We start from the raw sequence: 24,970 nt of genomic DNA on the forward strand, positions 1-24,970 counted from the left end.
TTTACTTCTGACGTTGTTGTTTTCGTCTATGTTGTTTCATTTTTTCATCGACTTTTCTTTGGTATTTCTTTTTATAACCAGGCTTTACTTTTTTCGACTTATACACTTTTTGCCTTACTTGCTTTTCGTCTGAAGATGCGGTCATTTTACGAGTCGTTCGTTGGTGACGTGGCTTACCATCTTTCCACACACCCTTTTTCAACTCTTTCATTTGGATAGGAAGACCGCGTGACTCTAGCGCATCTAACTGGTTTTCCTCATCAGGAGAAACGAGTGTAATCGCAACCCCCTCGTACTGAGCCCGTCCTGTTCTGCCAGCACGATGTACATAGAAATCGAGATCCTTTGGCAGAGCATCATTAATGACGTGGCTAGCCCCTTCCAGGTCAATCCCCCGTGAAGCTAGATCTGTTGCCACCACATATTGAAATTCTAACGATTGTATTCGTTTGAGCATACGAGCACGCTCTCGTGGTGCTAAATCACCATGCATCTGCCCTACTCGCAAACCTTTTTCAGTGAGGAAGCGATGTACTTCCTCAGCTCGTTTTTTTGTGTTCGTAAAAATTATAGCTAAGTACGGTTGGAAACTTGTACAAACGTCATACAATCTCTCTAAACGATCACTCGACCGAACTGGCAGTACCCAATGAACCAATTTGGACGGCGTCGTGTTCACTTCTGTTTGTTGAACATACCGAGGATCTTCCATGTATTTTTGCAGGAATGGCTGCAATTTTTCAGGAATAGTTGCTGAAAATACGCACATTTGCAAGTTCTCGGGCATGCGAGAAGCAATTTGGTCAACTTCTTCAATGAATCCCATATCAAGCATGATGTCTGCCTCATCGACAATCAAGATCTCCGTCTTGTGAACAGACAACGCTTGTTCCTTTACTAAATCACGCAATCTTCCCGGTGTCCCGATGACGATATGTGGTGCATCTTTTGACGCTTCTATATCACGTGCCTTATCCGTTCCTCCGACAAACCGTTTTACTTTATACGTTTCATCAGCGTCTGCAACTAACTCGCGGGTAACTTGGTACAACTGGGTAGCTAATTCGCGAGTTGGTGCGGCAATAACCACTTGTGTTTCGGCACGAGATGGATCAACTTTATCAACTACAGGCAGTAAGAAAGCATGAGACTTTCCTGACCCCGTTTTAGATTGTCCAATGACACTACGACCTTTTTTTATCATAGGAATGACACGCTGTTGAATTTCAGTCGGTTGCTGAAATCCTTTTTTATCTATCGCATCGACCAAAAATGGCTTGATCGAAAAGGATTGAAATGGGTGATTCTTCATGTTTTTCCGCCTCTTTCTTTTGTTCATCCCTTCATTATAATGGTTTTCTTAATAGATCTCCACTTACAGGAGTATTCGGAATACTTTTTCAATAAAAACAAGTTTGGTTTTGAATAAATCACCAAAAAAACTTCACAAGTGGACTTCTTGCGGAACATTTTGTGAACTACTTAAAACACGACCTGTGTCAATCCTCAACGAAATCGAACGTGCTTGAAACCGAAGTGTCCCTCTTTGCATACAATACTATAGAAGAGACGTCATATTTCAAAAAAGGAGGAGCTCTATGCCACCTATTGGTTCACCTGGTCCGTTTGGAGGAAATTCATTCTTGCGACCACCATCCGGAGGACCAGGTCTATTTATGCAAAGTTCCCGATTCTCACCCCCGCAGGCAAATCCGTTGTCGTTTGGTGCGACTCGTCAGTCTTTTGGTGGAGGTTTTTCTGGGGCACCCCGTGCAACAGGTGGCGGAGGTGGTCTCGGAAAGCTTCTTGGTGGAGCTGGAAGCAACCCGAGCACAGGTACCGGTGCCCGTGGCGGGGGGCTATTAGCAAAAATCCTTGGAGGGAAGGGTGGAGCGGCTACATCAGGGTTAACAGGCTTTGAAGGTGTCCAATCAAGTGCAGGTTCCTTGCTTGGAAGCGCTGGAGGTGCAACGAGAGCAGCAAGTGGTACAGGTGGGGTCATGAACTTTTTACACAAGGCGCAAGGTATGGTGAAAACGGCCCAACAAGTCACCCCCATGGTTCAACAATATGGACCAATGGTACGCAACCTGCCTGCTATGTGGAGACTTTATCAAGGGCTGAAAGACGTAGACCTAGAGAGTACGGAAGATGAAGAAAATGATGAGGAACAAGAAGAAGTAGAAGAAGTGGGAAAAGGTGAGAAAGATATAGAACAAAAAGAGAAAACGACATCATCTACTAACACTAAATCCGAAAAGGTCTCAACAAAAAAGAAGTCGACTAGTGGTGTACAGTCAACAACAAAAACCACTTCCGATTCAGATACCGATGCTGTAGAACGATCTAAATCAAAAAAACAGCGAAGCTCCAAAGTGAAGCTGTACATTTAGTGGGGGACAATCAATCTTTGAGTTCTCTACGAATCTCCTATATAATAAACACTAGAGTGCGAGCAAAGTGCATTATTTTTAGGAGGCATGCGCACAATGGATGTAATTAAGATTTCTCCTCGTGGGTATTGTTACGGGGTTGTGGATGCGATGGTCATTGCACGGAATGCAACCTTAGACCCCTCTTTACCTCGACCTATTTATATTTTAGGAATGATTGTCCACAATGGTCATGTCACGGATGCGTTCCGGGAAGAAGGTATTCGTACACTTGACGGTAAGGATCGCAAAACGATTTTAGAACAAGTACATGAAGGCACCATTATCTTCACAGCACATGGTGTATCTCCAGAAGTACGAAAGATTGCTATGGAAAAAGGCCTCACGACGATCGATGCAACGTGTCCTGATGTCACTCGTACGCACGATCTCATTCGTAAAAAAGTGGGAGAAGGATACGACGTCATTTATATTGGAAAAAAAGGCCATCCTGAGCCAGAAGGTGCCGTTGGGGTCGCTCCTGAACACGTACATTTAGTGGAAACAGTGGAAGAAGTAGATGCTCTTTCGCTAGACCGGGACAAACTCATTGTGACGAACCAAACGACGATGAGTCAGTGGGACGTAGTGGACCTCATGGACCGCATACGTGAAAGATTTCCATATGTGGAGCAGCATAAAGAAATTTGCTTAGCTACCCAGGTTCGTCAGGAAGCAGTCGCCGAGCAAGCAGGCGAAGCGGATATCACGATCGTTGTCGGAGACCCGAAAAGCAATAATTCGAATCGTCTTGCCCAAGTTTCTGAGCAAATTGCCGGAACGAAGGCGTATCGAATTGCTGATGTGACTGAATTACAAATTGAGTGGTTACGAGAAGCGAAAACTGTAGCGCTCACTTCAGGTGCTTCCACCCCAACCCAGATTACGAAGGAAGTACTTACCTTCTTGCAACAATTTAACGCAAACGATGAATCTACATGGACACGCGAACGCCAAGTTCCGCTCCATAAGATTTTACCTAAAGTAAAGAAAAACACAAAAATCCCTCAACGAGATCAGCAACAGGCTACTTAACATAAAAGCGAGTTTCTTCTTGCTATCGGCAGAAGAAACTCGCTTTTTAGTATTACACAACAAAAGTAAATGGGTCTGTGTTGATGGATGATACAACCCAGCTTACTTTCTCATAATTAAAGCGTTTTTGCATTTCCTTTACAACGCCTTCTTTCATGACGTATTCTGCATAGTGACCTACGTCAACGATAGACAGCCCTAAAGCTTCCGCATCTTGTGCAACGTGAAAGTACATATCCCCCGTCACAAGTACATCTGCTCCTTTTTGTTTAGCTGCTTGAATATACTTGTTCCCATCGCCTCCAAGTACGGCCACACGACGTACAAGTGCTTCTCCATTTCCCACATAGCGAACCCCTTGAACACCAAACCGCTCCTTTGCAAACTGAGCAAATCCGACCAATGTCATACTATGTGTTAGCTCACCGATTCTTCCCAGCCCATATTCTGCTCCTTTTTGCTTGAGAGAATACAAGTCGTAGGCTACTTCTTCGTATGGGTGTGCATTCTTCATCGCGCATAATACAGAAGGTAATTTCTCTTCCGGGACGATCGTTTCAATCTTTACTTCATTCACCGTCTCAAGTTTTCCATGTTGTCCAATGTGAGGATGCGTATCTTCTCCCGGTAAAAATCTCCCGAGGCCTTTTGAAGTAAAAGAGCAATAAGAATACGACCCGATTGCACCAGCACCATTGTCCCCTAAGGCTGCTCTTACTTCTCTTTCATGAGTTTCCGGAACATACACAGCCACCTTCACGAGGGGGGAATACCCTGTTTCGGCAAGAATAGACGTATTTTGAAGACCAAGCCTTTCACTAAACCAATCGTTCACGCCCCCCACTGTTACATCCAAATTTGTGTGTGCTACATAGACGGCGATTTCATGCTGAATACAAAGCGTGAACACAGAATTATGAGGAATCGTTTTCAGTGGACGAAAAATGGGAGGGTGGTGTGCTATGATTAGCTCTGCTCCAATAGAAATAGCTTCCTCTACTACTTTTTTTGACACGTCTAAAGTAACTAACACTTTAGATACAGGCTTGTCCAACGTACCGATTTGAAGGCCTATTTTGTCTCCTTCGACTGCTAAAGACGGTGGTGAGAATTGTTCAAACTCCTGAATAATTTTCTTTCCTGTTACGATCGTCAAGAGAACACCTCTTTTGCGTATTGAATATTTTTTTTCAATTGTCGCCTCTTTTCATCTACAGCCTCGTTTCCATTTGCTTGTTCAAGTTGCCGTAAAATACGTGCCCATTCGTGCTGTTCCCGCTCCCATTTTTCACGAAACACTGAATCTTCACGATGCTGCAGTAAGATCGGGCCGAATAATTGCTCTTTTTCCGTGAGATGGCTCTCCGCAGGGGAAAAGACTGCAACAATAATTTCGTATAGATGTCCATCTTCTTTCATCACACATTCGTCCACGCATTTCCATCCATTTTGCACACACCAATTTCGGACACTTTTTCCGCCAATATTAGGTTGTAAAATGAGCGTCATGTTTTTTGAAAGTTTGTCTTTTCCGTTTTCTAGAATGGAAGCAATTAATGTACCGCCCATACCTGCAATGACAATACAATCTCCCTCTTCTTTTTCCAAAACTTCTAGTCCATTCCCTTTCCGTACATCGATTGAGGCAGTGAGACCACTTTGTATCACTTCTTTTTGTGCTGCTAAAAAAGGGCCTTGGGCTACTTCACCGGCAATTGCTTTTTGTACAACGCCTCTTTTTACAGCCTCTGTCGGTAAGTACGCATGGTCTGAGCCGATATCAACAAGTACAGACCCTATAGGAATATAGGACAAAACACACTCTAGGCGTTGAGATAGCACTTTTTTCATCACTTCCCTCCAACTGAACAAAAAACCCTTCTCTTGATTCTTAACCAAGAAGAAGGATTTTTTCGTTATTATTCAAGCGACGATAACCATTCGACAAATGGCTCTAACTCTTCTTGCGGTACCAAACCTGCTGGCATCCCGCCTTCTTTTCCGTTTAAAAGAATGTCTTGAATTTCTTCATTAGAATACCTTTCACCCACACCTAACAATGACGGACCTGCACCACCTTCAAAGTTTTGACCATGGCATGAAATACAAGATTGTTGGTACCGTTCTTCTGGTTCAAGTACTACGACTTCTTCACTTCCGTTTTCAGCTTCATTTAGGTCATTCAGCCCTATAGCGGAGAGGAAAGAGACTAGTCCGATCCCGAAGACCATAATAAGGACAAATGGGATAAGCGGATTTCGGTTCATGTTAAGCTACCTCCCTTATGTACGACAATTGTTGTCAAATAGAAAAGTGCAATATCAGCAATTTTTATTTTACTTGAAATCGGCTACAAGGGAAAGCCCTTCGACGGAAATCCTGTCCATTTGTGAACATTTTGACATAACTTTGCCACAAACTTCCTCAGAAATCATCCGTTTTCAAGAACGTCTCTTCCAATCACCATTCGCTGCACTTCACTTGTTCCTTCTCCAATTTCCAACAACTTCGCATCTCTCATATAGCGTTCCACATCATACTCTGCCATATAACCATAACCTCCATGAATTTGTACAGATTGTGATGTAACAGATGCACAAATTTCGGACGCGTATAATTTACACATGGCAGCTTCTTTTGAAAAACGTTTCCCTTGATCCTTCAACCACGCGGCCTTATACACCATAGTTCGAGCTAATTCAATTTGCATAGCCATGTCTGCGAGCTTAAATTGGATAGCCTGGAACTTTCCGATTGATTGACCAAATTGAGTGCGTTCGCGAGCATATTGCTTTGCTCTGTCAAAGGCTGCTTGTGCAATTCCTACTCCCATCGCACCAATTCCAATACGCCCACCATCTAACGTGACTAAAAATTGTTTAAATCCTTCACCACGTTTTCCTAATAGAGCGGACGCGGGAACTTTCACATTTTCTAAAACAAGCTCAGTCGTATTGGAAGAATGAAGTCCCATTTTTTCATAGTTGTCAATGACTTGAAATCCGTCTGCATCCGTTGGAACGATAAGAGCAGAAATTTCTTTACTACCGTCTGCTCTTTTACCTGTAATTGCTGTCAAAGCTAAATACTTAGCGTAGCTCGCATTTGTAATGAAGCATTTAGAACCGTTGATAGTAAACGTATCGCCTTGTTCAATAGCTGTCGTTCTTGTTCCACCCGCATCACTGCCCGCATTTGGCTCAGTTAATCCGAAGGCACCTAAAGATTCACCTGAACAAATCGGCGGTAAATAGGCTTTCTTCTGTTCCTCAGTACCGAAATTTGCAATCGGCGCACCACCGAGAGAGATGTGTGCCGAATACGTTATTCCAGTAGAAGCACACGCCCGAGATAACTCTTCAACGACTATTGCAAAGCTGATCGAATCGCCACCCCCACCTCCGTACTCTTCAGGAAACGGTAAACCGAGCATGCCTAGATCGCCTAATTTTTTCACTATGTCTGTCGGAAATGTTTTGTTGCGGTCCCGTTCTCTCGCTCCTGGTGCCACCTCTTCATCAGCAAATTCTTTCATTGATTTTTGAATGAGTTCTTGTTCGTCTGTTAGTGAGAAATTCATGAACATCCCCCTTGTTTGTTAACGCTTTCAATATACATTATACAAGTTAATGTTCACTTTTCCCAACATTAAAACTTTATTAAATATTCATCTTCGTGTATACTGTTAAAAAGGCTGTAGAGATGTTCATAAATTTGACAAAAATTGATTCTGTAGCCAACAAGTAAAAAAGCCGAACCACAAGTCGTGGCCCGGCGAATTTTACAGAGTGCCTTATTCTAAAAAGTCTTTCAACCGTTTGCTTCGACTTGGGTGTCGTAACTTCCGAAGAGCTTTCGCTTCGATTTGTCGAATCCGTTCACGCGTTACTCCGAACACTTTTCCAACCTCTTCTAAAGTCCGAGTTCGTCCATCGTCTAGCCCAAAGCGCAATCGCAAAACGTTTTCTTCACGATCAGTTAAAGTATCCAATACATCTTCCAACTGCTCTTTCAATAATTCATAAGCAGCATGGTCTGATGGTGAAGTTGCTTCTTGGTCTTCTATGAAATCACCTAAGTGACTGTCATCCTCTTCACCAATCGGCGTTTCCAGCGAAACAGGTTCTTGAGCAATCTTTAAGATTTCACGTACCTTTTCAGGTGTAAGATCCATATCCTCAGCGATTTCTTCCGGAGACGGTTCACGGCCCAGATCTTGAAGCAGCTGACGTTGTACTCGGATGAGTTTATTGATAGTTTCTACCATATGCACAGGTATACGAATCGTTCGCGCCTGGTCAGCAATTGCCCGTGTAATGGCTTGACGAATCCACCATGTTGCGTAAGTAGAAAATTTATAGCCTTTACGGTAATCAAATTTTTCTACAGCTTTTATAAGACCCATATTACCTTCTTGAATAAGGTCTAAGAACAACATTCCACGACCTACATAACGTTTCGCGATACTTACTACAAGTCGTAGGTTGGCCTCAGCTAGTCGACGCTTCGCTTCTTCATCACCCTGTTCGATACGCTGGGCTAAGTTTATTTCCTCTTGTGCAGAGAGAAGATCTACGCGTCCAATTTCTTTTAAGTACATCCGAACAGGATCATTTATCTTTACACCTGGAGGAACGCTTAAATCGTTCAAATCGAATTCCTCAGTCTTTGCCAACTGATTTATGTTAGGATCGGCGTTTTCATTGTCCCCAACGAGTTCTACCCCTTGGTCACTTAGATGCTCATAAAATTCATCCAACGTGTCTGAATCTAACTCAAATGACCCCAGGCGCTCAGCGATTACCTCGTAGGATAAAAAGCCGGTTTTCTTACCTATTTCAACTAATAATTCCTTTGATTGATCCAGTGTCAATTCCGTATCAGCAACTTCTTTTGAACGTGCAGACTTTTCAGCCATGCAGCCCCCTCCTTCCAACTCATGAAACAAGCTACAACATCTTTCGTAATGAAAGGATCTCTAAAGCGAGCTGTAACTCTTTTTCGTGGTCATGCTCTCGCTGTGCTTCTCTTTCTTGTTTACGCATCTCTTCAATTTCAAATAAAATTGAAGCTTTTTTCACTTGATGAATGTAATCATCCAGTTCTTCATCGCTACAAACGTCATCCATGGTCATCATGCTAATGCTGATGATATCTTTTTGCAGAGTATCATCCTCTACAAACTGTAAAAACCGACTCACATCTGATTCATATCCCTCTTCATAATATGCAAGAAGGTACGTGAGTATAGCTTGATGTTGGTCTCGATGAAAGGCAAGTTCTTGCATTTTTTGTTGAATTCGTTCGAACATTTCAATGTCTTGCATCATATATGCTAATAGTCTACGCTCCGCAATTTCGTAAGCAGGCCGTAACCTTTGCTCTGGAAGAGGTTGTGTCGATTTTTTTCTTACTTCTTTCTTTTCTCCACGGGAGACGTTCGCCTTTAGTATGTTTTGTAACTGATCATTCAGGACTTGTTTTGAAAGACGAAACTCTTCACTAATCTGCGTCAAGTACACATCTCGTTCAATAACTTGAGAACGACTTGCAAGAACTTGTAGTACTTGTTCCAGATACAGGAGGCGTTCTCCTTCTTTTTCAAGGTTTTTCCCTTTTCGGTAGTAATTCAGCAAAAAGCTTACATATGGCTCGGCATCCTCTACGCATTCTTTAACAAACACCTCTGGACCATACGCTCGAATAAATTCGTCTGGATCCATTCCTGCTTTCATCGTCACAACCCGAACACGTAATCCGGATTGTTCTAACGCCTTCCCTGCTCGCTCTGATGCCTTTAGCCCAGGGGAATCACTATCAAAACATAGCACGACTTCTTTGGTGTGGCGCTTCAAAAGTTGTATATGACTGTCTGTTAGTGAGGTACCCATCGTGGCAACCCCATTCTGAATGCCTGCCCGATACGCTAAAATAGTATCAGTAAATCCCTCAAACAGGATAACAGATTGGGTTTTTCTGATCACAGATCTTGCTTGGTAAAAGTGATAGAACAACTCACTTTTTTGGAAGATGATGCTCTCAGGAGAATTAAGATATTTCGGTTCATCCTTATCTTTTTCTTTAAACACTCGTCCAGAAAAAGCCACCACATGCCCATGGTGATCAAAAAGCGGGAACATAATCCGGTCCCGAAACCGATCGAAGGTTGTTCCATCTTGCTTGGAGACGAGTAATCCACACTTATGGAGTAATTCTTCCGTGAACCCTCTTTTCGTCAAGAATTGCTTGACGGTTTCCCATCCCGGTGGGGCATACCCTATATGAAACGATTCAATGTCACCATCAGTAAAGCCGCGATCGTGTAAATAGCGAAGTGCTTCTTCACCTTGTTTTGTATTTACCAATAAATGATGGTAAAATTTACGTAACAACTCGTGAGCGTCGAGCATACCTTGATGCTCTTCTGAGTGATGAGATTGGACGTGTTCGCTAAGATCGGTAGGCAAGTCAACTTCTACGCCACTCTTACTGGCCAAGCGCGCTACCGCTTCTGTGAACGTTAAGCCGTCCATATCCATAACAAACTGAAGTACATTTCCCCCAGCACCGCAGCCGAAACAATAATAAATTTGTTTATCTGGTGCAACAGAAAAAGAGGGAGTGTTTTCTCCGTGAAATGGACATAAACCAAAATAGTTTCTTCCTTTTCTCGACAAGTTGACATACTCACTTATGACATCCACAATATCTTGTGATCGCCGAACTTTTTCCACGATTTCTTCAGGAATACGCCCTGCCATGAGAGTGGACACCCACTTTCCTGATCGTTAGGCCCACACGATGTGAGTCAGAAAGGTGTTGTTACGCGAGTGTGCCTGTGTTGCGCCAAGACGGCGCGTATTTAGCAGGCCTTCCCAACTTGACGTCGCGATTTTAGCCTTTCGTCCTTTTTCTATTCTTTTATTCAGTTTCGAGATTTTGTCCGGGAATTCCTGCAAGGTTCGACAACATTTTTTCAAATGAAGAAAAAAAACAGATTTCATCATCTTTTGACCACTTTTTGGGACCTTTTCCGTAGTTGCCTCTTCTTCTCATTTTTTGGGCTTCATATCGAAAAGCGAGCTGAATATCAACGGTATCTTCTTCAAGGATTTTCCCTCGTGGCGTTATAACCAATACGCCTTTGGATAGCAACACACTTCCAAGACCAATGTCTTGTGTAATGGCGCCATCGCCCCGTCTGACGCGACTCATAATATACAAGTCGACAGCTTCACTCCCTCTTTCGATGAATGTCCATGCCTCACTCTTATTCAAAGAGAAGTGATCATAGGAGGCTACGAACTGAACAGATACACCCACGCTAGCACAGAGGGTCTCAATCTCTTCTGTAAGAGGGCAGGCATCTGCATCCACCCAAACAGTTGGCTGCGGACTCCTATCTTGTTCCAAAAGTAACATCTCCTCACATGAACGGAACCAAAAAAATGTCGAAACTTTTTTAATCTAAACTATTGACATCTCTCAATAAACAGTTTATTCCTTTTGTCTCAACTCTAAACCTTTTTGGGCGACTTTTTATCACAACTTTTTATTTTAGTACATAGTTCGACAAAACGCTACGTTTTTTTGTTTCTTTCTCTAAAAATGATGAAAAACACCTGAACAAGGAATACTACTACTGTTCAGGCGTTTTTATGATGGTTTCACGGAGTTGACTTTTGTTGAACCATTTGTAAGATAACATTTGCCGTTTCTTCTACTGCCTTATTCGTTACGTCGATTACAGGGCACTGGATTTTCTCCATAATTGTTTTGAAATACGACAGCTCATTGGCAATGCGTTGTATGTTCGCGTAATTCGCGTTATCGTTCAAGCCTAGGGCAATCAAGCGCTCTTTTCGAATTTGATTGAGTTTTTCAGGTTGAATTTTAAGTCCTACGCATCGCTCTTTTGGAATTTGAAACAACTCTTCGGGTGGGTCTACCTCAGGAACAAGCGGTACGTTTGCCACCCGTAATCTTTTGTGCGCCAAGTATTGACTGAGCGGCGTTTTTGAGGTGCGCGATACACCAATAAGTACAATATCTGCCTTTAATATGCCCCTTGGATCCCTACCATCGTCATATTTAACGGCGAACTCAATTGCCTCTACCTTTTTAAAGTAATCTTCGTCGAGTTTACGCACAAGGCCCGGTTCATTTTTCGGGAGCCTTCCATATATTTCTTGACACTCATCCATTAGAGGTCCCAGAATGTCGTAAGCAAACAACTCTTCTTCCCTAGCGCGTGTTTGTAAGTACGCTCGAATGTCAGGTCGTACAAGTGTAAACACAATCATTCCATGATAAATTTTCGCCAGTGAAATGACTTCCTCTATAGTACCCGTATCCTCAACATATGGAATGCGCTTAATCGTTGTATCGCTTCCATTGAATTGACTAATAGCGGCTTTTGTTACTAGTTCTGCTGTTTCTCCTACAGAATCTGAGATGACGTATATGACTGGCATACTCAAAAAGATTTCCCTCCTATTCTGTATGTGACAATTCTACAAAGGCTTTTGTGATCGACGTTTTCGTCAGTCTACCGATCACCTCGAGTCCCTTCTCTCCCTCCTTCACAACTGGGAGAGCGTCAATTTGTTTGTCAATTAACAGTTGGGAAACATCCACTAAATAATCTTCTTTTCGACAAACTGTTATGTTCGGCATCCGTGTCATAATGATGTGCACAGGAACTGAGGACAAGTCTTGTTGACCGATGCTTGCTCGCAATAAATCTTTTCGAGACAAAACTCCTACGAGGAGCGCATGAGCATTGACGACAAACAACGTCCCTACATCCTCTAAAAACATTGTACAAATGGCATCATATACACTGACATTCTCATCCACGACAACAGGGATTGATTGATAATCTTTTACTTGCAACTTTTTCATCTGCTCACCGAGTAACTGAGTTCCATTCTTTCCTGAATAAAAGTACCCCACTCTCGGTCGCGCGTCGAGAAAACCAGACATCGTCAAAATAGCTAAATCAGGTCGTAACGTGGCTCTCGTCAAATCAAGTTGATCCGCGATTTGTTCACCTGTAATCGGCCCTTGTACTTTGACAATTTCTAATATCTGCTCTTGTCGTTTATTGAGCTCGATTGTCCTCACCACCTAACTCTCGACCAATGCTTTTTCAATATTATATCACGAAAAGCGGAGGGTAGCTTTTTTAAACCTTCACCTGAACTATTGCTTACGAACGGTTAGTGAAGCGCCTAAATCGTCAGTTTGCTTCACTTGAAGGTGCCTCACTCCAGCAAAAGAGGCAGTTACAGATGCTACTAGGTGTAATAAGGCAAGTCGATTTTTCTTCACTTCCTCATTCTCTACCATGACCATCGTTCCGTCAAAAAACGTATCAATAGTAGGCTGCAAACTACAAAGTAATTCGTACTTCTCGGTAACGTTCAGATCATTCCATCTACCGCTTAGGGATGTTACTGCATCGTATAGTGCTTGCTCCGAATCATTTTCAAACAAGGAAGTCTGTACTCTTTCTGAAGATTGGTATTTACTTGCCAAGTTTTGCACACGTATCAGGCTTTCCATCGCTGGTTTAAAGGAAGCACCATCTCTTTCTTTTTCGAGCAATAGCGCTACTTTATAACGTTCATGAACGATATGATTAGTGCTATCCACTGCAGCGGCGATACAATCGTAACGCACCTGTTCCTCTTGAAGCATGAATTCTAAACGTTGCTTAAAAAAGCTAATGATTGTACTGTGCAAATCAGATTGTGTGTTTGCTTCTAGCTTGATGAGAGCCTCCTTCACTAGTTGCTGAATTGAGATAGACCACTGCTGATCTCGTAAAATACGTAGAACACCCCACGCCTGTCGTCTTAGTCCATAAGGGTCTTGTGAGCCAGAAGGAATAAGTCCAGCATGGAAGCACGAAACAATCGTATCCATTTTTTCCGCGATGGCTACAAGGCGGGATACGTCAGTTGTCGGAAGTGAAGCTTTCGCACTTTTAGGCCAGTATTGTTCTTCAATAGCACGTGCAACAAGCTCATTCTCTCCTTTTTGCAGCGCATATAAGTGACCCATCCCACCTTGAAGCTCTGGAAATTCTCCGACAAGGTTTGTGACAAGGTCAAACTTGCTGATCTTTGCTGCCCGTACGGCTTTTTGCTTTTCTTCAGCAGAAACAGACACCAGGTCAGCTAGCCGTCCTGTTAATGTTGCAACATGCTGAACTTTTTCTGCCATCGTCCCCATTTTCTCATGATACACAATACGGGAAAGCGTATCATTCGCCTCTTCAATTGTTCTTTTTTGATCTTCTTCATAAAAGAACTTCGCATCACTTAACCGGGCTTTTAATACTTTTTCATTCCCTTTTGCAACTGTATCCAAGTGCTGATGATCACCGTTACGAACAGTCACAAAAAATGGAAGAAGCTCTCCTTCAGAACTTCTCACAGGAAAATAGCGCTGATGTTCACGCATCATTGTTGTCAGAACATCGTCAGGTAGTGATAAAAATGATTCTTCAAACGTACCTGCCAACACTGTCGGATACTCTACAAGCTGAGTAACTTCCTCCAATAATTCCTCGTCTTCTTCAATAATCCAATCACGTTCTTCCGATAGCTTTTGCAATTGATCCCTGATAGCGGATTTTCGCTTACTAGCACTTGCCACTACATACTGCCGTAGCATCGTAGTCGGGTATACACCTGCCGTTGAAATATTTACCTTTTCACCTAGAAATCGGTGTCCAAAAGAACTACGACCACTTTCCACACCAGCAACGGCAATTGGGACGATCTCATCGTTCCAAAGGAGTGTCAGCCATTGGAGCGGTCGAATGTACCGGAACGAAGTAGAGCCCCATCGCATTGTTTTTGGGAACTGTACTTTCGTTACGAGTGAATCCCATGAGCTTAATAAGTCTTTTGCTAGTTTACCTACTTCTTTTTTGACAAGAAAGCAGTACTCTACTCCTTTGATTTCTTTGAAAAAGATATCATCCGGTGATGCGCCTTGTCCTCTGGAAAAACCGATCGCTGCTTTTGACCAATTACCTCCACTATCGAGTGCAATGTTCTTCGCAGGTCCTTTCACTTCCTCTTCCTGATCGGCTTGTCGCTCCTCCACACCGTGGACTATCACAGCTAGACGACGAGGAGTTGAGTAGGGAGTAATCCGTTCAAAATGTAATCGGTGCTCCTGAAACCATGTCTCTACAGCCTTTGCAAGTTGCTCCATTGCGTCTGTAATGAAACGAGCTGGCATTTCCTCTAAACCAATTTCAAACAATACAGTACCTTTACTCATGTTCACTCGCCTCCTTTGTTGTTGCTAGTGGAAATCCGAGCTTTTCCCGCTCTTCGTAAAATGTTTTTGCAATGCCACGAGCTAATTTCCTCATCCGTCCAATATACGCTGTTCGTTCTGTAACTGAGATAGCCCCTCTACCGTCCAACAGGTTAAAGACGTGTGAGCATTTCAGCACATAATCGTATGCTGGGTGTACTAAACCATACGTCATTTGCGCATGTGCCTCCGCTTCATACTGCCCAAACAAGCGAAACAAAAGGTCGCCGTCACTCGTTTCAAAGGTGTATTTACTTTGCTCGTATTCTTGTTGTAGGAAAATGTCGCGGTATGAGAACTGATCATTCCACTGCAAATCGAACACATTTTCTTTATCTTGAATATATGAAGCGAGTCGCTCCAAACCATAGGTAAGTTCAACTGACACCGGGTTACATTCCAGGCCACCTACTTGTTGAAAGTACGTAAATTGGGTAATTTCCATCCCGTCTAGCCATACTTCCCAACCGAGTCCTGCGCAGCCAAGCGATGGGTTTTCCCAGTTGTCTTCAACAAAGCGAATATCGTGCTGTAGTGGATTAATCCCCAGTGCGCGTAATGAATCTAAGTAAAGTTCTTGAATATTGTGTGGAGATGGCTTCATCACCACTTGGAATTGATGATGTTGATACAATCGGTTTGGATTTTCTCCATAACGTCCATCTGCTGGGCGACGAGAAGGCTCTACGTATGCTACGTTCCAAGGCTCAGGTCCAATCGCTCGTAAAAACGTATATGGGCTCATAGTTCCTGCCCCTTTCTCTACGTCATAAGCTTGTAACAATATGCACCCTTGATCAGACCAATGTTTTTGTAGCGTTAAGATCATTTGTTGCAAGTTCATTGTGACACCTCCATATGTTTACAAAACTGTTTCACTGTAGGAAAAGAAAAAACTCGCCCCTACGTATTTTCACGTAGGGACGAGCCTTGACCCGCGGTTCCACCCTAGTTGCCTTCCTGACTAAGAAAAGCCACTTTATGACTATTGCTCCGAAACGCCTTCGTTCATCGTTCTCCCTTAGCTTTCACTATCCTAAGGTCGCTTTCCAGAGAAGAGGGTGAACTACTCTTTTTCATCTTCGCAAAGATATTAAATTTTAATCAATCGTACTCAAACTTCTTCTTCTTTGTCAAGTTTTGTTTTCGTATTCTTATTTTCCCCAAGTCCCCAGTGTTCCATCTGCTCTAAAAACTTTCGACTCTTACAATACAGACCACTGTAGGCATCATAATACGCCCATAATAGGTGACGCAGTTCTTTTAATGTCCCTTTTTGCAACGTAACACTCCCGAGCTGATCCATTACTACACGTTCAAACTTATGTAAAACAGAAAGTGCCTTCGCAGACGCTGGATATGCATGAGGATCGTGATCGTAACACCGATGACAAAGTAAACCATTTTCACGAATGGAAAAACGAAACTCGCCTTCCTTTGCGCCACAATTCGTACACTGTCCAAGTACCGGATATAACCCAAGAACCGGAAGTAGCTTTACTTCTAAAAATCGAGTGTAAGATTCAGGGTCATCTCCGTCTTCAAGAGCCAAGAGAATTCTCTTCAGTAGCCCATATAATGATGGACTCGGCCTGCGATCTTCAACTGTTTTTTCCACGAGTTCCACAAGGTAGGCAGCAGCTGCACTTTTATCAAGATCTTCACGTATTTTCCGCAATGAGTACAGTGCCTCTCCTTGTTGGAGATGCCCCATTCCTTTTCCCATAAAGGCGACAAACAACCCAATCGTAAATGGTTGCGTACAAGAAGTAAATTTACTTCTTGGTTTGCGGGCTCCTCGCGCCATTACAGCTACTTTCCCAAGACGTTCTGTGTAGAGAGTTACAATTTTGTTTGTTTCCCCATAAGGTGTTGTCCTTAGTACGATCGCTTCCATCTGTTCCGTCACCGTATTTCTCCCCCCAAACACCGCAAACTGGAAGACGTCTACTTTGCTAATGCCTTTAGACAGAAAAACCGACCTCTATCTGGTCGGTTTTTATAATTATGATGCGCTCAAACCCTAAGAAAACGGGAATTGTAATTGTGCTAGTTCTTCTTCACTCTTGGGCTCCGAATAACCTTCCTGCTCCATTTCCTTAAGAAGAAGATACGTATCAATGTTACCCGTTTGTTTGAAAATACTCCAGGTAAAGTCTAACATGTGAAACCCCACCTTTCCGTTTTCAACTCTAGCATGATTTTGTTCCCTTGCCTTATTACTAGGATGATGCAACACCGTTTAAATCATGTCTCGCAATTTTTGTAAAATGGTAAGGCGATAGGATTATTGTGGCCACACAAACGCTTTCTACTTTCATGTCAGTTTTGTGTGTTAGCTCTACGATAAGAGCGTTATTTGGTTTTATGAGCGTTATTCCCGGGATAAGAGCGTTAACCTGTTTTTTTCCGCGATTCGATTAGTACTCATCTTCTCGGTATCCATAATCCCGCAAATGGGTTTGTCTGTTTCGCCAATCTTTTTGAACTTTTACCCAAAGCTCTAAATACACTTTTGATCCAAGTAGCTGTTCAATATCTTCGCGGGCTCGTGTGCCGATCTCTTTTAACATGCTGCCACGTTTTCCGATAATGATTCCCTTTTGACTGTCTCTCTCGACAACAATCGCCGCCATTACATGAATAGGTCCATCCTCTTTTTCTTGCTTAATTTGCTCGATCACTGTCGTTAAGGAATGCGGTACTTCTTCGCGGGTAAGCTGTAATGCTTTTTCGCGAATAAATTCTGCAATAATAAATCGTTCGGGATGATCCGTTACTTGGTCTGCAGGGTAAAACTGTGGTCCCACAGGTAAATATTCTGTGAGTTTTTGCAGTAATTGATCGACATTGTTCCCGTAAAGTGCAGAAATAGGAAACACCTCTTTGAATGGGTAAGCCTCTTTATACGAATCAATAATGGGAAGCATTTCGTCTGGTGTCACTTCATCAATTTTATTAATAATGAGAAACACGGGAGTTTTGGTCGACTTGAGCTTCTCTATAATGAAATCGTCTCCTTTACCTCGACCTTCTGTGGCATTTACAACAAACAAGACGATATCCACTTCCCTGAGAGCGTTTTGAGCCACTCGCATCATAAAGTCTCCCAGTCTATGCTTCGGTTTATGAATACCAGGTGTGTCTAAAAACACCATTTGTGCATCATTTCGTGTCAGAACACCTTGCACTTTATTTCTTGTTGTTTGGGGTTTATCACTCATAATGGCGATTTTCTGCCCGACGACTCGGTTTAAAAACGTTGATTTTCCTACATTAGGTCTTCCGATGATGGCGATAAATCCTGATTTATAATCTGAACCGGTTTCTATCATGTCAAATCACTTGGTGCAAAAGCGCCCGGTAAAAGATCGTTTACCGTCGTCTTGAGCATTTCTCCTTTTAAATTAGCTAAAATGACTGTAGTTGTTGGTTGGCAAAGCTCACTCATCACTTGTCGACATGCCCCACACGGAGATACAGGGCGCTCCGTGTCTGCCACAACGACGAGCGTACGAAAACGTGTCTCTCCCTCTGAAACCGCTTTAAAAATAGCAGTTCGCTCTGCACAATTACACATGCTATAGGCTGCATTTTCAATGTTACAGCCCGAATACACCTTTCCGTCTTCTGTTTCTAAAGCACACCCTACCCCGAATTTAGAGTAAGGGACATAGGCAATGTCTCGGGCTCGCTTCGCCTCTTGAAATAGTTGTTCGTTTGTCACTCTCTGTCTTCCCTTCTGACTAACGTCGTAGCCTCATTTTACAGAAGTACTACTACGTTTTCAAATGTAGAGGGGGCTTGTTGTACTGTATGATTGTTTCGATGATTTGTGCCCCGATCTCAATGTTTTATTTGCTCCCAAATCGGAGGTGCAAATAAAACAATTCCTACAATAACTGCATACATGGCACTAACTAAACAAGCTGCTGCAGATACATCCTTTGCTCGTTTGGCCAGTGGGTGTCGGTCTGTTGAAATATAGTTTACTGTAGTTTCGATTGCAGTGTTGAAGAGTTCACAAAGAAACATAAGGACAATAGCGCTACTAAGAAACAACCACCCCATCCGATCCAAGGAAGTCCAAATTCCTAACATTACGCCTAGGGTCGCTGCAACCGTATGAATTTTCATGTTTCGTTCTGAAACAAATGCCTCTCTAAATCCGCAACAAGCATTTCCTACAGACAGCAGAAAAGATGTATTACGTGCGGGGGAGCCCATATGCGGTTAAAATCTCCTCTTGTTTTGCGAACATTTCTTTTTCCCCTTGCTCAGTTTCATGGTCAAACCCGAGGAGATGTAAAAATCCATGAATGGTTAAAAACGCGAGCTCTCTCTGAAAAGAATGTCCATAGCTTTCTGCTTGCTCCTTCGCCTTAGGGATTGAAATGATGAGATCACCAAGCATAAGTGGAGGTGCATCTGTTTCTTCATCAAAAACCCATTCCTCATCTTCATCCTCAATCGGAAAGCTTAAACAGTCTGTCGCTTGGTCTTTATCTCGATACGTACGATTCAATTCCTGAATACGCTCGTTATCGACAAGCGTAACAGAACACTCAAAATCTCTCTCCAACCTAAGATGTTTAGCGGCGTATTGAAGTACTTTTTCAATTAGGTGTTGCTCTTCTTCAAGTGGTGCTTCATATTCATTTAAAATGTCAATAAAACCGCTCATGAATTTTTCTCCTTTTCTCGATCTTCTGGATACTCAATGCGAGTATGAAACATGCCTTTTAACGTATCACAAAGAGACTTTTTCACTGTTTGAAGTTGTTGCATTGTCAACTCACACTCATCAAACTGTCCGTCTTGGAGGCGCTCCTTTACGATACTATCCACGAGACATTCAATTTTTTCCTCTGTTGGTGATTTCATAGAGCGTGTAGCTGCTTCGACGCTATCGGCAATACTGATGACGGCAGCTTCTCTCGTCTGTGGCTTGGGCCCAGGGTAACGAAATGATGCTTCTTTTACGTTCTCATCTTTCTCCTTCGCCTGATGGTAAAAGTATTTTACCGAAGAGGTACCATGGTGTTCCTTTGCAATGTCCACGACTTCCTTCGGTAACTTATATTGTTTCAGCAAGCGCGCACCATCAGTGGTATGGGCAATAATAATATCTTTGCTTCGAGACGGTGTCAATTCATCGTGAGGATTACGTCCATTCATTTGATTTTCAATAAAGAAATGCGGACGAACTGTTTTGCCAACGTCGTGATAATAACACGCCACTCGCGCAAGAAGACCGTTAGCACCAACCGTTTCACAAGCTGCCTCAGAAAGGTTGGCAACCATCACACTATGGTGATAGGTACCTGGTGTTTCTGTAAGCAATTTTTTAAGCAGGGGATGGTTTGGATTGCTCAATTCAATGAGTTTCATTGTAGATAAAATGCCAAATCCGCTCTCAAATATCGGCAACAATCCAACGACCAATATACTACTAAGTACCCCCGATAATATCGTAAACAATAAAGAAAAGCCCAACTCTTCATCAAAGAGACTCCCAGACCGCAACAACGTGACGCTCAGCTGGAATACGATTCCTACCATCGCCACAATAAAGCCTGTTTGAAAAACATTTGCTTTCATCGTCCCTCTTCGCAAAGAGAGGACAGCTACTACACCGCTTATTAATACGAATAACAAACTAATTGCGGAGAAATTACTCGACACATTTTCACTAAAAAACATACTAGCGAGAAGAGCCTGCACGAGGCTACTCCCAAACGCAATCTTTTCCCCGAGAAGAACCGTAAGTAACATCGGGGTCAGCGCAGCCGGAAATAAAAAGGCAATGGTCGGCATCGTGACATCTGTTAATAAGGTGAAGCCTTTCATTAACCCCACAAACAGGAGAAAAACAAAAGCAAATAACACTAGATGATTTGCACGATGGGAGTGATCAGCAATCCCTTTCTTCGTATGAAAAAAGAAGCCTCCTAAAACAAGTGCCACAAACAAAAAGGTTCCGATAAGTGGCTTTGTCGATTGATCCTCCTGCAAAAGTCCAGCCACATCTAGTTGTCTGTACACGTCACGTGTCACTAGGTCCCCTTGCTCTACTATAACTTGTCCTTCAAGAATCTGTACGGGTTCCACAAGATTGACGGCCTCTTCCCTCAGTTCATCTGTTTGAGTAGGATCATAAAACTTGTTTTGAACGATGGCAAACCTACCTAGCTCTATAGAAGCTTCCTTACGTGAAGAAGGAAGTGAAGAGAATCTAAGTTGATCTTCTACACGCTGTTTGGCTTCTTCAACTTCAGAAGATGAGATTTCTTGCGTCATCACGCTATTTACGGCAGTCACCGTAACATCTTGCATCACACTACGTTCTTGTTCGTTCGTTTGTAATAATATGCGTAACGTTTGTTCATCGATTTCGTCTGCAACTTCAGGGGTTAGCTCCTCTTTCAAAGCATCCAACTTGTCTGCTATGGAAAGCGAAGTACGTGTAGTTGTAGAGTTTCCGTTACCCTCATCTTCTGTTTCAGCCCGTTCAATCTCTTCAACCGTTTGAAAGATAGAGGTAATCAAATCAATGCGGTTTTGAGTATATTCTAACCTTACGATATATACATCTTGAACCCGTTTTCGAGCTTCTTCACGGCGCTTTTCTGTACTTTCTACATCCTCAATCGTCGACGGTGAGCGAATGGTCTCCGGAGAGGGGTTGTACATTTCAATATTAAGATCATCAGGTCTCACATGTGGAAATAACAGCACAACAAGAAGAACACCAAGCCCTACGTACAAAAAAAGTTGGGCGATGCTACCTTGGAATAAGTATTTAACCCGTTGAATGAATTGATAAAACGATTCCAAAAGAACTCCCTCCTTACTAAGAGGTGAACTTATTGTCAACTATAGCAGTTTTTGGTTTCATTATCTAGGTCGAACACAATTGCCCATGGGTTCATACGACAAAAGGGGCTGTCCCCGTTGGAAGAGGTCAGCCCTTTTTTTCCCTTTATTCGCGTTCATATGCCTCAATAATACGTGATACAAGCTGATGTCGCACAACATCAGTAGCTTCTAGATAAAGGAACTGTAATCCTTTTACGTCTTTTAAAAGCTCAGCTGCTGTCGTTAATCCAGATTGAACACCTTTTGGTAAGTCAATTTGAGTGCGGTCGCCTGTGATCACCATTCTTGAACCGAACCCTAGTCGAGTCAAAAACATTTTCATTTGAGCACTCGTCGTATTTTGCGCCTCATCCAAAATAACAAAGGCGTTATCAAGTGTTCGCCCTCTCATGTAGGCAAGGGGGGCTATCTCAATGACCCCTCGTTCAATAAGGCGTTGCGTATGGTCGGCTCCAAGAACATCATGAAGTGCATCATACAGAGGGCGCAAATATGGATCCACTTTTTCTTTTAAATCTCCGGGAAGAAATCCTAGGCTCTCCCCTGCTTCAACGGCTGGTCTCGTCAGGATAATTCGTTCTACTTTACTTACTTTCAATGCTTGTACCGCCATAACTACAGCTAAATAGGTCTTTCCAGTTCCTGCTGGGCCAATCCCAAATACGAGGTCTGAAGATTGCATGGCGGCGATATATCTTAATTGCCCAACCGTTTTTGGACGTATAGACTTTCCTCTTGTAGTACGTGCGAGTTCTGTTTCAAAGAGGTCCTTGAATGAATCAATTGCCCCTTTCTTAGCCAACTGAATTGCGTAAGCACAGTCTCGCTCTGATATCGTTTTTCCTTTGCGAATTACAGCCAGTAGCTCCGATAAAACACTTTGCGCAATCGAAGCTTCTTGTTCAGCTCCATCTATCATGATATTGCCGCCACGAGAAACGATGCGTATCGTAAGTGCGTCTTCCAACAACCGCAAGTGGACATCACCATTTCCAAATAATTGTGCGGCTTCTTCTGGACCCGCAAGTTCCAGATCCAAAGCAATCATAGGTTCGGTCATAAAGTAAATGGTCTCCTTAGTCTAATTCGTATCGTTTTCAGTATCCTTCACTTTGTTTTCTTCTCTTTGGAGAATAGGTTTAGGTACGGCAATGTTTTCAACGACTTGAAAATGCAAGGTTAACACTACTTTACCATCTTTCACCTGTTGCTGTAAAACGTTATATCCCTTAACTGTAGCGTCCTCATCCAGCTGTCGGGCTAACCGCTCCTCAGCTAATTCTTTAGCAATGGCCATCGCATCTTTTTTCTCGTATTTACGCAAGACCTCTGTTGTCTCTCTCTTCGTTACCTTTTGAAAGGATAAAGGCAATTCCCATTGTAAGAAGCGGAATGTTTTTGTTTGGACTTCTTGCGTCTGTTGTGTATAGGTTTTTTCTCCGAATCCCCACACCGGAATTTGCGCACCAAACAAGCCAATGGTATACAGTTCGTCCTCTTTTCCAGTATACATAGAAAATGTTTTTTCTAACGGAATCTCCACTGTTGTTTTGTACCACGTTTCACCGTAAATGTCTCCTTTGGCTGACACTGTTTGTGTGTTTCCTTCTTTTCCGATAATGCCGCTTACAAGAGGTTGACCTTTTTGCACGTAATCATTTACTTCTATGAGAGGTTTTCCTGTTTCAACAAACAGCTTCGTCACAACCGCTTTCTTCCCGGCAACTAAATGTTGAGGACCAGCTTCTTTTTCCACCTCAGGTGCGTTCTTTTCGACGACCTTTAGCTTGTACTTTGTCCCATCTAATTGCACGCCTATCCATGTAATCTCATCCACCTGACGAGTCAGGTTCCGTTGAATCGTATCCAAGTCATCTACGTTCCATAAAAATTTCCCTACCTTTACGCCCTGTTTGTCCAGTTCCTCCCACACTTTGTTTTCGGTTTGCGCAGAAGCGCCTTCAATCTCTATCCCCCATACCATATTGGAAAGAAGAAAGATGATGACAAGAAATCCAGCAGCACCAAATAAAAGTCCATTATTATTCCACAACCTTCTCCACACAAACGGAACGCCGTGACGTCTCAGTATTGAAAGTTTACATCGATGCTGCCATCTTGCTTCACGAACGAGACCTAAGTCTCTGCGCAACACTTTAAACGAAATAACCCCATCTCGGGAGCGTTTCACTCCCCAAACAGGAATTTTCTTTCTTGCACAAGCATTTAAAAATAACTCCAATTGCTTGCCTTGTGCACGTACAGTCACATATCCAGAAAAGTAGTTCAGCCACTGGTTCTTCATTCGCCTCATCCTCCTCGCCTACGTTTCCGATAAATAGTACACTTGTTCTACTTTACCTTCTACTAAGATTTCCTCCGGAAGGATCGTTTTTATCACAAAACCTTTCCCACGCACGAGTAACTGCCCTTGTTTTAAAAGTAAACGGATTTCATCATCTTCAAAGGATAACAACCCTCGATGATTTTCAATATAAATATGTAATTGACCAATCATCGTGATGCGGGGGAGGTCCATCATCACATCGTCTGGGAGATCAAGGTGTCGTGCTAGGAAGTTAGATATCTTACGTCCCCACTTGAGTTTCATGCGCCCAGCCCCCTTTCATCTCATATGTATGAAGTTGACAACGCGTTTAGCACAAGTGAAGTGCGTGTAGGGAGGAAATGTGCGGAAGGTGGGGTGCCGATCTCTACAGACAAAAAAACCTAGAAAGGAATTTTCCCTCTCTAGGTGCATTTTTTCACTAATTTCTCATACGATGGTGCGGGCGCTTGGAGCGAGGTGGACCTAAAATTTCTGCCCAGACAACTCCCTGTTTTGCGTTTTGCAATGAGATTCCCTTGTTTTGTTGTTGATTGGAAGGGCGAGGTTGCAACTTGTTGTTTGACTCCGCTGACAATTGCCGAGCTTTCGTAGCGAATTTTTCTTGTTTTCGTCTTAGTGATTGAAGGTCTCGCTCAACATCGGACAATGCGTTCGTCGGGCTACTATCCCCGATATTCGCTTCAGATAGAGAGGGACGTTGCGCTTCTTTCTGACGTTTTGTTGGATGAGGTACCTCACTCGCTGTTTTTGACTCCATATCTCTTTGAGGTCGACGAGGCTGCCTTTTAGGAGGTTGATTCCCCTCTGTTTGACCACCTTTCATCTTGCCAAATACAGTTGAAACGAGACCGATAATCACGACGAGAAGAAACGGGTTGCTTAAAAGTTCTCCAAACAATTGGAAAATCGCGTCCACTTTTCGCCACCTCCTAAA

The 24,970-nt window shown here is 42.9% G+C and carries 25 protein-coding genes; 2 read left to right on the top strand and 23 right to left on the bottom strand.

Annotated features, from left to right (window positions below):
* Position 1 precedes the first annotated feature (1 nt).
* Complete coding sequence (locus tag HHK01_RS10205) at positions 2–1,312, bottom strand: DEAD/DEAH box helicase (protein ID WP_170007692.1); 1,311 nt, start codon at positions 1,310–1,312, stop codon at positions 2–4.
* 286 nt (positions 1,313–1,598) lie between these two features.
* Here HHK01_RS10205 and vrrA point away from each other — a divergent pair, with 286 nt between their 5' ends.
* Together vrrA and HHK01_RS10215 are read left to right on the top strand one after the other, a co-directional pair.
* On the top strand, positions 1,599–2,393 hold the full coding sequence (vrrA, locus tag HHK01_RS10210; protein WP_170007693.1) for a VrrA/YqfQ family protein: 795 nt from the start codon (positions 1,599–1,601) through the stop codon (positions 2,391–2,393).
* 96 nt (positions 2,394–2,489) lie between these two features.
* On the top strand, positions 2,490–3,467 hold the full coding sequence (locus tag HHK01_RS10215) for a 4-hydroxy-3-methylbut-2-enyl diphosphate reductase (RefSeq protein ID WP_170007694.1): 978 nt from the start codon (positions 2,490–2,492) through the stop codon (positions 3,465–3,467).
* Positions 3,468–3,519: 52 nt separating this feature from the next.
* Here HHK01_RS10215 and HHK01_RS10220 read toward each other — a convergent pair whose 3' ends face one another.
* The 22 genes from HHK01_RS10220 to HHK01_RS10325 form a co-directional block, all read right to left on the bottom strand.
* Positions 3,520–4,623, bottom strand: a complete 1,104-nt coding sequence (locus HHK01_RS10220) for a Nif3-like dinuclear metal center hexameric protein (protein WP_228027539.1) — start codon at positions 4,621–4,623, stop codon at positions 3,520–3,522.
* Positions 4,620–5,318: a tRNA (adenine(22)-N(1))-methyltransferase gene (locus HHK01_RS10225; RefSeq protein ID WP_194241263.1), complete on the bottom strand. Its 699-nt coding sequence runs from the start codon at positions 5,316–5,318 to the stop codon at positions 4,620–4,622. Before HHK01_RS10225 ends, HHK01_RS10220 begins: the two co-directional genes overlap by 4 nt.
* 68 nt (positions 5,319–5,386) lie before the next feature.
* Positions 5,387–5,734, bottom strand: a complete 348-nt coding sequence (cccA, locus tag HHK01_RS10230; protein WP_170007696.1) for a cytochrome c550 — start codon at positions 5,732–5,734, stop codon at positions 5,387–5,389.
* Between the two features lie 164 nt (positions 5,735–5,898).
* Positions 5,899–7,047, bottom strand: coding sequence for an acyl-CoA dehydrogenase family protein (locus HHK01_RS10235; protein ID WP_170007697.1), 1,149 nt, complete (start codon positions 7,045–7,047; stop codon positions 5,899–5,901).
* Between the two features lie 213 nt (positions 7,048–7,260).
* Positions 7,261–8,385, bottom strand: a complete 1,125-nt coding sequence (rpoD, locus tag HHK01_RS10240) for an RNA polymerase sigma factor RpoD (protein WP_170007698.1) — start codon at positions 8,383–8,385, stop codon at positions 7,261–7,263.
* Between the two features lie 31 nt (positions 8,386–8,416).
* On the bottom strand, positions 8,417–10,228 hold the full coding sequence (gene dnaG, locus HHK01_RS10245; RefSeq protein WP_170007699.1) for a DNA primase: 1,812 nt from the start codon (positions 10,226–10,228) through the stop codon (positions 8,417–8,419).
* 160 nt (positions 10,229–10,388) lie between these two features.
* A complete protein-coding gene (locus tag HHK01_RS10250; protein ID WP_170007700.1) occupies positions 10,389–10,880 on the bottom strand; it encodes a YaiI/YqxD family protein in 492 nt (163 codons plus the stop codon).
* Between the two features lie 254 nt (positions 10,881–11,134).
* The gene (locus HHK01_RS10255) at positions 11,135–11,941 is read right to left on the bottom strand and encodes a pyruvate, water dikinase regulatory protein (RefSeq protein WP_170008754.1); all 807 of its coding nucleotides are present in this window, start codon (positions 11,939–11,941) and stop codon (positions 11,135–11,137) included.
* A 19-nt stretch (positions 11,942–11,960) separates the two neighbouring features.
* The gene (locus HHK01_RS10260; RefSeq protein WP_170007701.1) at positions 11,961–12,593 is read right to left on the bottom strand and encodes a transcriptional regulator CcpN; all 633 of its coding nucleotides are present in this window, start codon (positions 12,591–12,593) and stop codon (positions 11,961–11,963) included.
* A 78-nt stretch (positions 12,594–12,671) separates the two neighbouring features.
* Positions 12,672–14,768 (bottom strand): glycine--tRNA ligase subunit beta, encoded by a 2,097-nt coding sequence (glyS, locus tag HHK01_RS10265; RefSeq protein WP_170007702.1) that lies wholly within the window; start codon positions 14,766–14,768, stop codon positions 12,672–12,674.
* The gene (gene glyQ / locus HHK01_RS10270; RefSeq protein ID WP_170007703.1) at positions 14,761–15,651 is read right to left on the bottom strand and encodes a glycine--tRNA ligase subunit alpha; all 891 of its coding nucleotides are present in this window, start codon (positions 15,649–15,651) and stop codon (positions 14,761–14,763) included. The genes glyS and glyQ overlap by 8 nt, the downstream gene beginning before the upstream one ends.
* Before the next feature lie 270 nt (positions 15,652–15,921).
* Entirely contained in the window at positions 15,922–16,716 is a 795-nt protein-coding gene (recO, locus tag HHK01_RS10275; RefSeq protein WP_170007704.1) for a DNA repair protein RecO, read from the bottom strand.
* 114 nt (positions 16,717–16,830) lie between these two features.
* On the bottom strand, positions 16,831–16,971 hold the full coding sequence (locus tag HHK01_RS10280) for a YqzL family protein (protein WP_170007705.1): 141 nt from the start codon (positions 16,969–16,971) through the stop codon (positions 16,831–16,833).
* Positions 16,972–17,227: 256 nt separating this feature from the next.
* Positions 17,228–18,142, bottom strand: coding sequence for a GTPase Era (gene era / locus HHK01_RS10285; RefSeq protein ID WP_170007706.1), 915 nt, complete (start codon positions 18,140–18,142; stop codon positions 17,228–17,230).
* On the bottom strand, positions 18,139–18,534 hold the full coding sequence (locus tag HHK01_RS10290) for a cytidine deaminase (protein ID WP_170007707.1): 396 nt from the start codon (positions 18,532–18,534) through the stop codon (positions 18,139–18,141). The genes era and HHK01_RS10290 overlap by 4 nt, the downstream gene beginning before the upstream one ends.
* Positions 18,535–18,653: 119 nt before the next feature.
* A complete protein-coding gene (locus HHK01_RS10295; protein WP_170007708.1) occupies positions 18,654–19,034 on the bottom strand; it encodes a diacylglycerol kinase in 381 nt (126 codons plus the stop codon).
* Entirely contained in the window at positions 19,015–19,491 is a 477-nt protein-coding gene (gene ybeY / locus HHK01_RS10300; protein WP_170007709.1) for an rRNA maturation RNase YbeY, read from the bottom strand. The genes HHK01_RS10295 and ybeY overlap by 20 nt, the downstream gene beginning before the upstream one ends.
* Complete coding sequence (locus HHK01_RS10305; RefSeq protein ID WP_228027540.1) at positions 19,488–21,644, bottom strand: HD family phosphohydrolase; 2,157 nt, start codon at positions 21,642–21,644, stop codon at positions 19,488–19,490. The genes ybeY and HHK01_RS10305 overlap by 4 nt, the downstream gene beginning before the upstream one ends.
* Positions 21,645–21,789: 145 nt before the next feature.
* The gene (locus HHK01_RS10310) at positions 21,790–22,746 is read right to left on the bottom strand and encodes a PhoH family protein (protein WP_170007710.1); all 957 of its coding nucleotides are present in this window, start codon (positions 22,744–22,746) and stop codon (positions 21,790–21,792) included.
* A gap of 21 nt (positions 22,747–22,767) precedes the next feature.
* Complete coding sequence (gene yqfD / locus HHK01_RS10315) at positions 22,768–23,991, bottom strand: sporulation protein YqfD (protein ID WP_170007711.1); 1,224 nt, start codon at positions 23,989–23,991, stop codon at positions 22,768–22,770.
* An 18-nt stretch (positions 23,992–24,009) separates the two neighbouring features.
* Entirely contained in the window at positions 24,010–24,297 is a 288-nt protein-coding gene (gene yqfC, locus HHK01_RS10320; protein ID WP_170007712.1) for a sporulation protein YqfC, read from the bottom strand.
* Positions 24,298–24,454: 157 nt separating this feature from the next.
* Positions 24,455–24,952 (bottom strand): hypothetical protein, encoded by a 498-nt coding sequence (locus HHK01_RS10325; protein ID WP_170007713.1) that lies wholly within the window; start codon positions 24,950–24,952, stop codon positions 24,455–24,457.
* Positions 24,953–24,970 lie beyond the last annotated feature (18 nt).

The sequence above is a fragment of the Bacillus fonticola genome (assembly GCF_012955605.1).
Classification (GTDB): Bacteria; Bacillota; Bacilli; order Bacillales; family JC228; genus Bacillus_CG; species Bacillus_CG fonticola.

Bases quoted from the DNA above. Each gene is read 5' to 3' on its own strand.
- HHK01_RS10205 (WP_170007692.1), bottom strand. From the start codon at position 1,312: ATGAAGAATCACCCATTTCAATCCTTTTCGATCAAGCCATTTTTGGTC.
- vrrA (WP_170007693.1), top strand. From the start codon at position 1,599: ATGCCACCTATTGGTTCACCTGGTCCGTTTGGAGGAAATTCATTCTTG.
- HHK01_RS10215 (WP_170007694.1), top strand. From the start codon at position 2,490: ATGGATGTAATTAAGATTTCTCCTCGTGGGTATTGTTACGGGGTTGTG.
- HHK01_RS10225 (WP_194241263.1), bottom strand. From the start codon at position 5,318: ATGAAAAAAGTGCTATCTCAACGCCTAGAGTGTGTTTTGTCCTATATT.
- cccA (WP_170007696.1), bottom strand. From the start codon at position 5,734: ATGAACCGAAATCCGCTTATCCCATTTGTCCTTATTATGGTCTTCGGG.
- HHK01_RS10235 (WP_170007697.1), bottom strand. From the start codon at position 7,047: ATGAATTTCTCACTAACAGACGAACAAGAACTCATTCAAAAATCAATG.
- rpoD (WP_170007698.1), bottom strand. From the start codon at position 8,385: ATGGCTGAAAAGTCTGCACGTTCAAAAGAAGTTGCTGATACGGAATTG.
- dnaG (WP_170007699.1), bottom strand. From the start codon at position 10,228: ATGGCAGGGCGTATTCCTGAAGAAATCGTGGAAAAAGTTCGGCGATCA.
- HHK01_RS10255 (WP_170008754.1), bottom strand. From the start codon at position 11,941: ATGCCAGTCATATACGTCATCTCAGATTCTGTAGGAGAAACAGCAGAA.
- glyS (WP_170007702.1), bottom strand. From the start codon at position 14,768: ATGAGTAAAGGTACTGTATTGTTTGAAATTGGTTTAGAGGAAATGCCA.
- glyQ (WP_170007703.1), bottom strand. From the start codon at position 15,651: ATGAACTTGCAACAAATGATCTTAACGCTACAAAAACATTGGTCTGAT.
- HHK01_RS10280 (WP_170007705.1), bottom strand. From the start codon at position 16,971: ATGTTAGACTTTACCTGGAGTATTTTCAAACAAACGGGTAACATTGAT.
- era (WP_170007706.1), bottom strand. From the start codon at position 18,142: ATGATAGAAACCGGTTCAGATTATAAATCAGGATTTATCGCCATCATC.
- HHK01_RS10295 (WP_170007708.1), bottom strand. From the start codon at position 19,034: ATGGGCTCCCCCGCACGTAATACATCTTTTCTGCTGTCTGTAGGAAAT.
- ybeY (WP_170007709.1), bottom strand. From the start codon at position 19,491: ATGAGCGGTTTTATTGACATTTTAAATGAATATGAAGCACCACTTGAA.
- HHK01_RS10310 (WP_170007710.1), bottom strand. From the start codon at position 22,746: ATGACCGAACCTATGATTGCTTTGGATCTGGAACTTGCGGGTCCAGAA.
- yqfD (WP_170007711.1), bottom strand. From the start codon at position 23,991: ATGAAGAACCAGTGGCTGAACTACTTTTCTGGATATGTGACTGTACGT.
- yqfC (WP_170007712.1), bottom strand. From the start codon at position 24,297: ATGAAACTCAAGTGGGGACGTAAGATATCTAACTTCCTAGCACGACAC.